This window comes from Stenotrophomonas sp. HMSC10F07 (assembly GCF_001807895.1).
GTDB classification, from domain to species: Bacteria; Pseudomonadota; Gammaproteobacteria; order Xanthomonadales; family Xanthomonadaceae; genus Stenotrophomonas; species Stenotrophomonas sepilia.
In genome coordinates this window covers 1-12,625 of sequence record NZ_KV791329.1, presented here as the reverse complement: position 1 = coordinate 12,625, position 12,625 = coordinate 1, and the positions used below count along the sequence as shown (strand labels likewise).

Here is a 12,625-nt window from a genome sequence, read left to right as displayed (position 1 = left end):
TGGCATATTCGCAGATAGGTGGCAGCCCGGTGGCGCAGGCGCCGGGCCGAGCGGGCAGCCGCCGGGTAGTTGCTACACGCCTCCGGCTCCAGAGAAGGGCGGGACACATGGTGCCACTACCGAGCAGGTTGTTGGTTCGCGAGTGACTGGCGGTAGTTCATCGCCGGGTTCGGCGGTGGTGGACTCGGGGCGTCTTGGTCTCGCAAAGAACAACGGCTGATGGGAAGTTTGAGGGTCTAACGATATGGTCTCGATACTTGGCCGCCGATGTGCGCTTATCTTCGGCGCTGCAGCTTGCATGCTATTTCTTGGCCTCCCGCCCGTTGCTGGTGCTGAAGGGCGTTGCCCGCCAGGCCAGTATCCAATCGGAGGTCAGGGTGTTGGTGGGTGTGCGCCGATCCCGGGAGGGGACGCGGGATCGGGTCAGACGGGCCCTATCCAAACAGGACGCTGGAATAAGACTTGGGGCGCGATTGCCATGGCTTCCAATGGTGACGTCGGTGTGTCAGTCGGAAAAGTGAGAAAGGCTGACGCCTCAAATGAGGCCTTGGCCAATTGTAGTCAGCACGGGGCATCGGATTGCAAGGTTACTCAGACTTACAAGAATCAATGCGTCGCGCTGGTCTCTCCCCGAACTAGCGCATTCGGCGGTTCCACGTTTGGACGCGCTGAATCTGTCTCTGCCGCGACTTCATTGGCGATGGGGCTTTGCACTAAGCGCGGCAGTGAAGGTTGTAAGGTGATCTACTCGGCATGCAGCGAACCGGAATTCCAGTCGTTCTGAGTGGTAGTCAGTGAGGCGCCGCAGGTTGCAATTGCTGGAAGAATTTAGGTTTACCTGCTCTCATGTTTCGCTTGTCAACTCAATTTGACCTGCCCCCTGCGTTAGGGCCAAGGTCTACTTCGTAGAGTCCGTGGTTGTGAGCTTATCGCCCGGGTTCGTGGTTGCAAGGGATCCATGCTCGCGGAGTAAGGCGGCGAACTCGGTGGGGGCGCTCTTGCCTAGCGAGTTGTGCGGGCGTACTTCGTTGTAATCGCGTCGCCAAGCAGAGATCGTCGCCTTGGCATGCTCCAGTGAGGTGAACCAGTTTTCGTTGAGGCATTCGTCGCGGAACTTGCCGTTGAAGCTCTCGATGTAGGCGTTTTGGGTGGGTCTGCCAGGCTGGATCAGCAGCAGCTTCACGCCGTTGGCAACGGCCCACTGGTCGAGAGCTCGTCCGGTGAACTCCGCCCCTGATCGGTCCGGATCATGGCCGGATAGCCGCGGAAGTGGCACACCGTTTCCAGGATGTCGGCCACGCCCTGCCCGTTGATGCGGCGGGCGACCGCGATCTCCACGGCCTCCTTGGTGCAGTCGTCGACCACAGTCAGACACTTGATCGGCCTGCCGTTGGCCAGGGCGTCGAACACGAAGTCCATCGACCAGTTGTGGCTCGGACCGGAAGGGGCGTGCAACGGTCAGCGTTCGACCGCGACGCGCTCGCGCTTGCGCCGTGCCTGCGCACTACCAGTCTTAGCGGAAGGACGACGTCCCCCCGGTTTTGAACGCCCGGGCACACTCCAGCGCGGTGCCCGACGTCAGGGGCGGGTAGGCATCCATTCACGTTAACCGCGCTTTTTCTGTGATCAAGTGCGCTTTTCATCCCAAGCCCCCTTCGACGAGCGCTGCCTCCTCGAAGTAAGCTGCGTGCGCGTCAAAATCCCGGCGCGCCGGTGCCATCGAACGCAGGAGCTTTTCCGTCCATGAGGACTGTGCCCCCCCGCGATGCGGGTGACGCTTGCCACCATCGCGGTTGCCGTGGGCTCGGGGCTATCATCCGCCATGGCGGCCGCAGGGCACGTGCGAGGCATCGCCCCGTTTCCGGCCTCCGCTCGGGAACTGGCAGGACGGGATTGAAGGAGTTGCAGGGGATGGAGAAGGGGAGTGGCGTACACATGGACAATGCCTTGGCGTTCGTTCCGTCCGGCGCGAACCTGCTGGAAGCCGTGCGCGGTGATCTGACTGGCAATGGTTTCCAGGACCAGCTGCTGGTGATCGACCAACCTCCTCCGGAGGGCTTGCTGCCCGGCGAGCACGGTCCCAACCGGGTGCTGTTGCTGCTGCTGGGCGACGCCACGGGCCGATGGCAGTTGGCGGCGCGCAACGACAAGCTGGTGCCGTGTTCCACCCGGGGAGGCATTGCCGGCGATCCCTTCGCGTACGTGACCATCGAGGATGGTGCGTTCAGTGTGATCACCAACGGCGGCAGTCGCGAACGCTGGAGCAGCGTCTACACGTTCCGGTATGCACCTGCCGAGCAGGCGTGCTGGGTGCATGGCGTGCAGCGCAGGGTGGTCGACACCGAGACCGAGGCCACCCATACGCGTGACTTCTCGGCTGCCGAACTTGGCCGGGTGCGGTTCGAGGATTTCGATCCGTCCGTCGTCGCCGACGTCAGCTTGCCCTGAGTGCCATGCCGGTGAGGAGGCGGGAGTATCCAACGATGATCGAGCAGGAGTTTCACCGTGTCGCAGGATAGGGAGTCGCAGCTGTTGCGGCAGGCCACGGAGGCCGGCATGACCTCGTCCCGGGAACTGGCCAACTTCATGGCGCAGGCCGGGCACGAGTCCCGTGGCCTGAGCCGGCTCAATGAAAGTTTCAACTTCACCCGGGGTATCTCGCAGATCCCGGTGGAAGCGGCGTGGCGCAATGGCAATGGTGCGCTTGAGAGCGCGCGCCAGGAGGCGCTGCGTGGTCGGCCGGAGAACCTGGCCGAACTGATGTATGGCGGGCGTATGGGCAATGACGCGCCTGGCGATGCGTTGAAGTATCACGGCCGTGGCTATCTGCCTCTGGTCGGCAAGGAGAATTACGAGCGTGCCGGCAAGGCGCTGGATCTGGACCTGGTGAACCACCCGGAACTGGCCGCGCAGCCCGAGCACGCTGGCCGCATTGCCGTGTGGCAGTGGCAGACGCGGGTGCCGGAAGCGGCGCGCGAGGACGTGCGCGAAGCGACGCGCGCGATCAATGGTGGCCTGAACGGCATCGAGGCCCGCCAGCAGCGATTCGAGGTGTGGCAGCAGAAGCTGACGCCTGATGTGATGGCGCGGCTGGAGCGGGGCGAAGTCGGGGCGCCGGCCCAGCAGGCCACCGTGCGCGACATGTCGCAGCCTGGCGCGCCGGGGCATGCCCTGTTCCAGGGCGCCCGCCACCATCTCCAGCAGATGGGACCACAAAGCGGTCTGCGCAGCGTGCAGGAACTGGACAATGCTGCCGGCGCACTGGCGCTGAGCGCGCAGAAGGCGGGGATGTCGCGCATCGATCATCTCCTGGCTGGCAACGACGGCCGCACGTTGTTTGCCGTGCAGGGCGCGCTGGGTGACCCGGCCATGCTGCGCGCTTCGGTCGAGCGCGAACAGGCGGCACAGCAGCCGCTGGCACAGAGCAGCCAGCAGTTGGCCGCCAGTGTCGCCCAGCAGGACCCCGCGGCCGCGCTCGCCCGCGAGCAGGAGCAGCGCTCTCGATCCCTGTAGCACCTGATGCCGGCGGGCAGAGTGCCCGCGGGCGCTTTACGTACGACGCGTGGCGCCCTGTGGCGCCGACATGGAAACCCACTCGTAAGGACACCACATGCGAATCGTTCCCTCGAATACCCGGCACACCGCTGCCCGCTGCACTGCATCCGTGCGCCGGCTGCCGCCGCTCTGGCTGCTGTCACTTGGACTTGCCGCAGCGTCGGCACAGGCTCAGGAGGCAGCGGTACCTGTGGTGGAGACGCCCCCCGCTGCCGAGGCTACCGTTGAGGCGCCTGCAGAGGCGGCGGCCGTTGCAGCGCCCGCGGCGGCCGACGCCGTTGTCGTGGCGCCGACGCCCGAGGTGTCGGCTGCCGTGACACCCCCTGCGACACCTGTGGTGGACGCGCAGCCGGCGCCGACTGCGGATCCGGCGCCGGCGCCCGTTGCGCCCGCAGCGGCGGCACCTGTGGCTGCACCGCCTGCCGCCGTCGAGCCAACCGTTCCCGCGGTAGCCCCCGCTCCGCCCGCATTGGCCATCGTGCCGTTGCCGCCAGAGCAGGCGACCGAGCGGGCGCTCGGTGCCCGCTGCCCGGTGGATCTGGCCGGGCGGCTGGCGACCCAGGGCGACCTGCTGATTGGCGCCTGCCAGGGCACCATGCCGGCGCATCTGGCCGCGTTGCTGGTCGCGCTGCCCGTGCAGGACATCCACCTGCCGCGCAGCTGGCGCGAGCGTGAGGTGCGGCAGAAGGCCTGGTTCAAGGCTGTGCCGGGCTATGGCCAGCGCCCGGACTTCATCGTGCGGATGGGCGACATCTGGGTGCGTTCGCTGGAAGGGCGCGACGCCGACAGCACGTTCTATCTGGTGTCGGCGCCGTTCACCTGCAGCGACCAAGTCGCCAACCGTGATGAGTACGGCGCGGAGCCGGTCCGCGTACCCGCAGGTGATTGCCGCGAGGCTTATGTAGCCCAGCGTGTGTACCAGGTCCGCGGGGATGCGGCGCCGAGGGATGTGACCGCCGATGCCATGCCGACGATGCCCCCGGTCACGGAGGCCGATCGTGCGCGCCAGCTGTCGCGTGAGGGCCGGATCAGCCTGGACCACAGCAAGCTGCAGTACGGCCCGGCCATGCGTTGGTTCGTGCAATACCCGGAGTCGGCGCAGAAGGGTGGTCCGCGCGCCTACAGTGACTGGAACCGTGAGCACATCGCGTTCGTGGTCTGGACCGGTGATCGCTTCGAGCTGCGCGAGAAGGTCGCGCGCGCGCAGTGGCCCTGTGACCCGGTGGCACCCGGCGATCGCGCCTGTGGCGGATTCCCGGATTCCGGGCCCGATCTGTTCGTGACGGCCGCAGCATCCGTGCCAATGGCAGCGTCCAGCCCCTGAGCCGAAGTCTCGAAGTGATGCGGGAGCCGGGCTGACCGGCTCCCGCGCTGCATCAGGCCTGCAGGCTGCGGGTCTGGTTCCGCTGCTGTTCCAGCTGCTGGTCGCGCTCCAGCGCAACGCCCTGGTCGGCGGCCTGCTGGTCGATGCGCTGGCTGCTCTGTTCCAGCGGGGTGTTCATCGCCACTGCCGTATCCACCGATACGCGAAGGTGGGCGGGGTCGCCGCCCTGGCCCTGCACGGCGAAGCTGCGCGAGGCATCGGCATTCATGACCACTTCGTCGATGCGCTTGCCGCCTGCTGCGTGCATTTCGGCGGCCAGGCTGCCTGCCAGTTGCGTGCTCATCACGTCTGGTACCCGGCCGACGCGGACATCCTGCGCGTGCACGCCACGGATCGCGTCGTTGAACAGTGGGTTGCCCACATGGTTGGCATCGTCCATTCGCAGCATGCTGGTGTGATGGCCGTTCTTCTCCGCTTCGCGGCGTGCCGGCTCACCGGGCTGCAGCGGGCCGCGGATGTGGTCGTACAGGTCGACGGCGCCGCCTGGAATGCCCCGCGCCGCGCGGGTGACACCACGGCGCAGTGATTCAACGTCGTCGCGGTACTCCTCGATCATCCTGGCGTTGTCTTTTGCCAGCTTCTGCGTTTCCGGGTGCTGCAGCACCGAGCCGTCACCGAGGAAGTTGCCCAGCTTGTGCGCGCCGAACGAGCTGCCTGCGGCGATGATCGGCCGGTCGGGGATAAGGGCGCGCAACGAGTGATTGCTGAAACCGTTCGCGGCGAGCGTGCTGATTTCATTCGGCCTGGCGTAGATGCGCACCTGGCCGAAGTGCGGCGACGCCGCGCTGACCGGATCGGAGGCCATGACATGGTTGATCATGGTGTTGCCGCCTTCCGGAATGCGGTAGCTGAGGCTGACCGCGCCATAGGCGTTGAAGGTTTCGCCCTTGACGTTGAAATGGTGCGAGGTGATCTGCGCCAGCGCGCCGCCGAGGGAGTGGCCGGTGACGGTGACCTCCGGCGGACGTTGGCCGAGATCCTGCCCCTCCTTCTTGGCGTAAGCGAGGGCGCGTTGGGTCAGCGCGATTGCGTCTGGCGCCTGCACATTGGTACGGGCGACGACCATGCCACCATCGGTCAGGATCGCATCGCGGGCGATCTGTTCGGTGCCGCGATGTGCGACGACAATTTCATTGGTGTCGACTCGCTGGTAGATCGTTCCCTGATAACCGTTCAATCGATTATCAACGTGCTCGAGGATCTTGTACTTGTGCCCGTTGATCGGAACGATTTCTTCTTGACCAGGCGCTCGACGACCGACCGCATAATCCTTGTATGCATCTTCGGATAGCGCAGCGTAGTCTTGGCTGTTGAGGCTCATTGGCGGACCTCGCTGGCTTCAAGCGAAGCGGAGAACAGCGCATTCCGCAGTTCAGGGCGGAACTTTGTCGGATCCTTTTGGCCACTTGCACCGTAGTCCGGAATCTCGCTGACTCGGGGATAGTCGGCTCGCGGATAGTGGCGGGTCTCGACTTGGCCTTCGATAAGCGGCGAAGCTTCAATGAATGACAGGAAGCGCGTCTCGCCTTCGGCACCCGTCGCCTTCAACATCGCCCCAGCACCAGTGAACTCCCAGTGGCACACGCCACGACCGTAGTAGTCTTCATCCAGCATGCGGTCCACATACAGCGTGCCCCGGTACTCACCATCGCTGACCTTGCGCAGTTCCACCGGTTCCTGGCTGGTAATCCGTGCAGCCGTGCCGGTCGCCGGCTCGATATAGCCACACTGGTCTTCGTTGATGACGTCGTACTGCGCGACGGCTTCAACCACCGCGAAATTGCCGGGGGCGTCCTTCAGGCGCAGCACCAGTTCATAGGCCTTGCGCGGGCTGGGGTTGAGCTTGGCGAGGCCGCGCCCACCCTGGGCGACATCGGCTTCAGCAGCGGCACGTTCCTGGTTCATGGCGGTCTCCGGATGGCAGGCGGTCAACAGAAGCAGAGCAAGGCACGGAATCATCTTGTGGCGCAATGTCGGCCTCCTTGGGGGGTAAATGTGTGGAACTGGCAGCTCATGGCATGAGCTTCTGCACAGTGGTGGTGGTTGAGAACAGCGCGTCGCGCAGATCTTCGCTGTACCCCGACGGAGCTTCCTCGCCACTGGCGCCAAAGTTGGCGACAGTGTCGGCGCGCGGATAGACAAGGTTCGGGTAATAAAGCGTCAGAGGCGAGTCGTTCTCCATGCGCTTCTTGTCGACGAACGTCAGGAATCGCGTATCCGCCTTGCTGGTCGTAGCGCGCAACATCGCACCGACGCCCGTCAGCGTCCAATCGCAGGCGCCGCGCCCGTAGTAGTCCTCATCCAGCATGCGGTCCAGGTAGAACGTACCGCGGTACTCGTTCTCGCTGACCTTGTGCAGGGTGACGGGCTCTTGGCTGGTGATGCGGCCCGCAGTGCCTGTTGCAGGCAGTATCCGCCCGCAGTCTTCGTAGTTGCTGACGTCGTACTGGGCCACGCCCTCCACGATCGCGAACGGGCCCGGCGCGTCCTTCAGTGTCAGCACCAGTTCGTAGGCCTGCTTCGGCGCCGGGTTGAGTTTGGCCAGGCCGCGTCCACCCGCGGCGACGTCACGCTCGGCGTCGGCGTAGGGCGAACATGCCGCCAGCGGGACGAGGGCGAGCAATGCCAGCAGCGGCCGCCCCCTGGGTTCGGGGCGAGCTACACCCATGGCGCGAGCCTGCATCGTTCGTCCATGTCCATCTATCCTTCCTGGGTGGCAGGTATCTCGATTATGGAACGTGCCGGGAGCGCTGTGCCACCCTTGGAGACGGATTTTTGACGCCCCGGGGAAGCATTGCCCGGGCGGATCGCTTGCCGCACAAGGCTCGCGATCATCACGTTGGCATTGCTGCCGGAGGCAGGTCTGCGGCTGAATCCGTGACTGAAATCAATCATTCACATGTCCATCACTTCATTGAAGGCGCCCTCCTTGAACTGCACGATCCGCCCTGAAATCCGCGAAGACCACGCGGTCATCCACGCACTCACCGAGGCAGCCTTCCGCGAAGCCCCGCACAGCAGCCACACCGAGCAGTTCATTGTGGATGCACTGCGTTCGCGTGGAGAGCTGAGTCTTTCGCTGGTCGCCGAGAAGGACGGCCAGGTCGTCGGGCACATTGCCCTGTCGCCGGTGACGATCAGCGATGGCAGTACGGGCTGGTTTGGCCTGGGACCAATCTCGGTGCTGCCCGGATGGCAGGGGCAGGGTGTCGGCGCGGCGCTGATGCATGCGGCGCTTGATGCACTGCGTGAGCAGGGGGCGCAGGGCTGCGTATTGCTGGGAGAGCCCGCGTACTACGGTCGATTCGGATTCCGCGCCGAGCCGGGCCTGGTGCTGCCGGGTGTTCCGCCAGAGTGCTTCCAGGCGCTGCACCTGAGGCCGTCGATGGCGCAGGGAGAGGTGCAGTACTCACCGGCATTCGAAGCCACGGCCTGATGATCGGGGGCGGGCCTCGAATATCCGTCCAATGTCAGCCGTTGTGCCGGAGATGGATCAGGGGATACGGACGGCCCTGCGAATCGAGCGGTGAGCGGCCGGTTTCGACGAAGCCCATGCGCAGGTAGAAGCCAACGGCCTGTGCGTTCTGCTCATTGACGTCGGTACTCAGCTGCGGATGCCGGGCCAGCGCGTGCTGCAGCAGTTGCCGGCCGATACCAGTGCCGCGCACGTCCGGATCGATGAACAGCGCTTCCATGTGCGTGCCGTCGATCAGCATGAAGCCAAGGGGGCGGTCCTGAGCGTCGACCGCAACGGTCATCGGCGCCTGCGGCAGGAAGCTGGCGACTTCGGCATCGATGGCCTGGCGGTCTTCGGCGCTGAGGAAGTCGTGGGTGGCGTCGACGGCACGGCGCCAGAGGTCGACGAGGGCGGCGCCGTCATCGGCGCGCGAGGGACGGAGGGTGGTCATGGGTTCACCAAGGTGCTTGCGGAAGGGCTCAGTATGAGGCCTGCAGCCTGGCTTCAGCGCGCTCGCTGCTTGGACCGCCGGTCGTGCGCAATGGCACCGCCGATACCCGCGCCGCCTGCACGGCCGCGGGCGTACAATGCGGCCCCGGCGGCCATCCTGGCCCTGCAGACACGCGAGAACCGCCATGACCGATGTCCTGGGTGTACCGGTGCACGACGCCGATGAACACTGGATGCGCCATGCGCTGGCGCTGGCCGAGCGTGCGCAGCGCGAGTTCGACGAGATTCCGGTCGGTGCGGTACTGGTGGGCGCCGATGGCCAGCTGCTGGGCGAGGGCTGGAACCTCAACATCGCCTCGCACGATCCCAGTGCGCATGCCGAGATCGTGGCCATGCGCGCCGGCGGCACGCGGCTGGCCAATCATCGGCTGCTCGGCAGCACCCTGTACGTGACCCTCGAACCCTGCGCGATGTGCGCGATGGCCATCGTGCATGCACGCGTCGCCCGCTTGGTCTACGGCGCCAGCGACCCCAAGACCGGCGCCTGCGGCAGCGTGTTCGACCTGCTGGGTGATGCCCGGCACAATCACCGGGTGGAAATCCACGGTGGGGTGCTGGCCAAGGAGGCCAGCATGCGCCTGACCAATTATTTCCGCGCCAAGCGCGGCAAGCCGCCGTTGCTGCTGGAAGACCATGCGGCCGAGGGCTGAGGGGCGAACGGGTATGATGGGCGCCTCTTTCCTTCACCGGTAGGCCGCGCGCCTGCCCAGCAACGAGGCGACACAATGGCGGACACCGGCGCGGCCAACGAGCGACTGATCTGGATCGACCTGGAGATGACCGGGTTGGATACCGACAACGATTCGATCATCGAGATCGCTACAGTGGTCACCGATGCCCAGCTCAATGTGCTGGCTGAAGGCCCCGAGTTTGCCATCCACCATCCACTGGAAACGCTGGAAGCGATGGATGAGTGGAACCGCAACCAGCACCGTCGTTCCGGCCTGTGGCAGCGCGTGGTGGACAGCACCACCACCCTGGGCCAAGCCGAAGCGCAGACGGTGAACTTCCTGGCGCAGTGGATTCCGGCCGGCCTGTCGCCGATGTGCGGCAACTCGATCTGCCAGGATCGCCGCTTCCTGCACCGCCAGATGCCGAGGCTGGAGAAGTACTTCCACTACCGCAACCTGGACGTGTCCACGGTGAAGGAACTGGCCAAGCGCTGGGCGCCGAGCGTGGCCGCCGGCGTCGGCAAGAACAGCAACCATACCGCGCTGAGCGACGTGCACGATTCAATCGCCGAGCTGCGCCACTACCGCCAGTTCATGGGCGCGCTGTCGGGCCTGCCGGCTGCCTGAACGACGCCGTCGGGCATGGCCCGGCGCTACCGGGTGACACACCAACGGGTAGTGCCGGCCGCTGGCCGGCAAGGCGCGGGATCCGCGCCTTCTGTCGTGACCCACGACGAACCGTTCAACTTCCGGGCGCTAAGATCGGCGCCATGAACGAGCCCATCCTGCTTCCCCGCGACATCGCCCATGACGCCCGCGACTGGTCCGACCTGCAGCGCGCGGTGGCGCTGCTGGAAGCGCCGACCCTGACCGCGCGCATGGCGAACCTGGTCGGTACGCCGCTGGAGTTCGCGGTGAAGGCGCTGCCCAGTTCGGTCTCCAACCGCATCCACGGTGCGGTGCAGGCGGCACTGTCCAAGTCGGCGCAGGCAGCCCTGTGGAGCATGGACAACTCGCCCGGCAAGGGAGCGTCGACCCGCTGGCACAAATTGGCGGCAGCCACCTCCGGTGCGGTCGGCGGTGCCTTCGGCTTTGCCGCCCTGCTCATCGAGCTGCCGGTGTCGACCACCATCATGATGCGTGCGGTGGCCGACGTGGCCCGCAGCGAGGGCTTCGACCTGTCCGAGTTCAGCACCCGCCAGGCGTGCCTGGAGGTGTTCGCGCTGGGCGGCAACTCGCCGCGTGATGACGCCAGCGAGACGGGCTATTACCTGGCCCGCGGCTTCACCACCGATGTGATGCGCCACCTGTCGGCCGAGCTGGCCGGGCGCGTGGTGACCGGCCGCGACCTGACGCTGGGCGTGGCGCCGAAGGAAGCCGGCAAGCTGCTGGCGAAGATGGTGGAGAAGGTGGCGGCGCGCTTCGGCGTGGTTGTTACCGAGAAATTCGCTGCGCAGGCGGTGCCGATCGTTGGTGCGGCCGCGGGTGCAACGCTGAACACCATGTTCACCGACTACTACCAGGACATGGCGCGTGGTCACTTCATCGTGCGCCGGCTGGAATTGAAGTACGGGGAAGATGTGGTGCGCACCTGCTATGACCGCGTGGCGCATGGCGGCGTGCTGATCGAACCCACGCTGTAACCGGCTTCGGGGTCGGAGCCCTTTGCGTTGCAAAGGGATCCGACCCCGGTTGCGCGCGGGGCCGGGTCCCGTTCCGCAGGAAGGGACTCTGCCCCCCGGCTGGCCATCCTTGCCTTCGGGGAACAATTGTTTTGCCAGTGCATGCCTGTTGCCTGGCAGCTGGCATCCCCATCCTTTGCGGCAGTCCCCCCGCAAGAGATCGCCGCCATGTTGTTCACTCCCCACCGCTTGGGCGCCTTGACCCTGCCCAACCGCATCGTGATGCCGCCGATGACCCGCTCGCGTGCCGCCGACGGCAACGTCGCCACCGCGGACATGGCCGCCTACTACGCCCAACGCGCCAGTGCCGGCCTGATCGTCAGCGAGGGCACCCAGATCAGCCCGCAGGGCCAGGGCTATGCCTGGACCCCGGGCATCCACAGCCCGGAACAGGTGCAGGGCTGGCGTCGGGTGACCGATGCGGTGCACGCCGCTGGCGGCCGCATCTACGCCCAACTGTGGCATGTGGGCCGGGTCTCGCACGTGGCCCTGCAGCCGGGTGGTGCCGCCCCGGTGTCGTCGTCGGCGTTGTTGGCGGAAGGCGTGAAGGTGTTCGTCGACCCGACCGGGGCAGGTCCCGAAGCCGGGGTGGGCGAAATGATCCAGCATTCGATGCCGCGCGCGCTGCGCGAAGACGAGATTCCGGGCATCGTCGCCGACTACGCCCAGGCGGCACGCAACGCGCTGGACGCAGGCTTCGATGGCGTCGAGCTGCACGGTGCCAATGGCTACCTGATCAACCAGTTCATCGACTCGCAGGCCAACCGGCGCACCGACGGCTATGGCGGCGCGTTGCAGAACCGGCTGCGTTTCCTGCGAGAGGTCGTGCAGGCGGTGACGGCCGTAGCCGGTGGTGACCGCGTCGGTGTCCGTCTGGCGCCGCTGACGACGTTGCAGGGCGCAGTGGACGATACGCCACAGGCGACCTATCTGGCGGCAGCCCACCTGTTGGGTGAGCTCGGCGTCGGTTACCTGCACATCGCCGAGGCCGACTGGGATGATGCACCGTTGATGCCGGTGGCGTTCAAGCAGGCGCTGCGCATGGTCTACCCGGGGACGCTGATCTACGCTGGCAAGTACACCGCCGAACGCGCCGAGCAGGCACTGGCTGAAGGCTGGGCTGACCTGATCGGCTTCGGCCGCCCGTTCATCGCCAACCCGGATTTGCCGGAGCGTCTGCGTACCGGTGCGGCGCTGAATCCGCCGGATCGTGCGACATTCTTTGGCGGTGGCGCGGTTGGCTTCACCGATTACCCGACGCTGGAAGAGAGCGTCGCGGCCTGATCCTGAAGGCTGCCGGCCAGCGGCCGGCACTACCGGTGCATGGAGATGGGTCGGTGCCGGCCAGCGGCCGGCACTACCAGGG

Annotated in this window: 13 protein-coding genes and 1 pseudogene; 9 read left to right on the top strand and 5 right to left on the bottom strand. The window is 66.0% G+C overall.

The features are described from left to right. The first annotated feature begins 244 nt into the window (after nt 1-244). Entirely contained in the window at nt 245-784 is a 540-nt protein-coding gene (locus HMPREF3114_RS20450) for a DUF4189 domain-containing protein (RefSeq protein ID WP_315970754.1), read from the top strand. Nucleotides 785-898: 114 nt separating this feature from the next. Here HMPREF3114_RS20450 and HMPREF3114_RS02590 read toward each other — a convergent pair. Further along, nucleotides 899-1,506 (bottom strand): annotated as a pseudogene (locus tag HMPREF3114_RS02590) (IS3 family transposase); the annotation flags it as partial. A 405-nt stretch (nt 1,507-1,911) separates the two neighbouring features. Here HMPREF3114_RS02590 and HMPREF3114_RS02585 point away from each other — a divergent pair. From HMPREF3114_RS02585 to HMPREF3114_RS02575, 3 genes are all read left to right on the top strand, one after another. After that, a complete protein-coding gene (locus HMPREF3114_RS02585) occupies nt 1,912-2,448 on the top strand; it encodes a hypothetical protein (RefSeq protein WP_032954278.1) in 537 nt (178 codons plus the stop codon). Nucleotides 2,449-2,505: 57 nt separating this feature from the next. After that, a complete protein-coding gene (locus HMPREF3114_RS02580) occupies nt 2,506-3,513 on the top strand; it encodes an XVIPCD domain-containing protein (RefSeq protein ID WP_005417198.1) in 1,008 nt (335 codons plus the stop codon). A 520-nt stretch (nt 3,514-4,033) separates the two neighbouring features. After that, nucleotides 4,034-4,879 (top strand): hypothetical protein, encoded by an 846-nt coding sequence (locus HMPREF3114_RS02575; RefSeq protein ID WP_229766048.1) that lies wholly within the window; start codon nt 4,034-4,036, stop codon nt 4,877-4,879. Nucleotides 4,880-4,931: 52 nt separating this feature from the next. On the opposite strand, the gene HMPREF3114_RS02570 is transcribed toward HMPREF3114_RS02575, so the two are convergent. Genes HMPREF3114_RS02570 through HMPREF3114_RS02560 form a run of 3 tightly spaced genes read right to left on the bottom strand, consistent with a single transcriptional unit; the run spans nt 4,932 to nt 7,622 of the window. Further along, complete coding sequence (locus HMPREF3114_RS02570) at nt 4,932-6,260, bottom strand: XVIPCD domain-containing protein (RefSeq protein WP_053499828.1); 1,329 nt, start codon at nt 6,258-6,260, stop codon at nt 4,932-4,934. Next, nucleotides 6,257-6,910 (bottom strand): hypothetical protein, encoded by a 654-nt coding sequence (locus HMPREF3114_RS02565; protein WP_053499825.1) that lies wholly within the window; start codon nt 6,908-6,910, stop codon nt 6,257-6,259. The genes HMPREF3114_RS02570 and HMPREF3114_RS02565 overlap by 4 nt, the downstream gene beginning before the upstream one ends. 40 nt (nt 6,911-6,950) lie before the next feature. Further along, entirely contained in the window at nt 6,951-7,622 is a 672-nt protein-coding gene (locus HMPREF3114_RS02560; protein ID WP_141750769.1) for a hypothetical protein, read from the bottom strand. Between the two features lie 246 nt (nt 7,623-7,868). On the opposite strand from HMPREF3114_RS02560, the gene HMPREF3114_RS02555 reads away from it, so the two are divergent. Beyond that, nucleotides 7,869-8,375, top strand: coding sequence for a GNAT family N-acetyltransferase (locus tag HMPREF3114_RS02555; RefSeq protein WP_053499821.1), 507 nt, complete (start codon nt 7,869-7,871; stop codon nt 8,373-8,375). Nucleotides 8,376-8,409: 34 nt separating this feature from the next. Here HMPREF3114_RS02555 and HMPREF3114_RS02550 read toward each other — a convergent pair whose 3' ends face one another. Beyond that, entirely contained in the window at nt 8,410-8,847 is a 438-nt protein-coding gene (locus HMPREF3114_RS02550; protein WP_053499819.1) for an acetyltransferase, read from the bottom strand. Nucleotides 8,848-9,031: 184 nt separating this feature from the next. Here HMPREF3114_RS02550 and tadA point away from each other — a divergent pair, with 184 nt between their 5' ends. The 4 genes from tadA (at nt 9,032) to HMPREF3114_RS02530 (ending at nt 12,543) form a co-directional block, all read left to right on the top strand. Continuing rightward, nucleotides 9,032-9,556 carry a tRNA adenosine(34) deaminase TadA gene (gene tadA / locus HMPREF3114_RS02545; protein ID WP_053499817.1) on the top strand — a complete coding sequence of 175 codons (525 nt, stop codon included), beginning with the start codon at nt 9,032-9,034 and terminating at the stop codon, nt 9,554-9,556. A 75-nt stretch (nt 9,557-9,631) separates the two neighbouring features. After that, a complete protein-coding gene (gene orn, locus HMPREF3114_RS02540; protein ID WP_053499815.1) occupies nt 9,632-10,204 on the top strand; it encodes an oligoribonuclease in 573 nt (190 codons plus the stop codon). 143 nt (nt 10,205-10,347) lie between these two features. Then, nucleotides 10,348-11,220 carry an EcsC family protein gene (locus HMPREF3114_RS02535; protein ID WP_053499812.1) on the top strand — a complete coding sequence of 291 codons (873 nt, stop codon included), beginning with the start codon at nt 10,348-10,350 and terminating at the stop codon, nt 11,218-11,220. 207 nt (nt 11,221-11,427) lie between these two features. After that, nucleotides 11,428-12,543 (top strand): alkene reductase, encoded by a 1,116-nt coding sequence (locus HMPREF3114_RS02530; protein ID WP_053499810.1) that lies wholly within the window; start codon nt 11,428-11,430, stop codon nt 12,541-12,543. Nucleotides 12,544-12,625 lie beyond the last annotated feature (82 nt).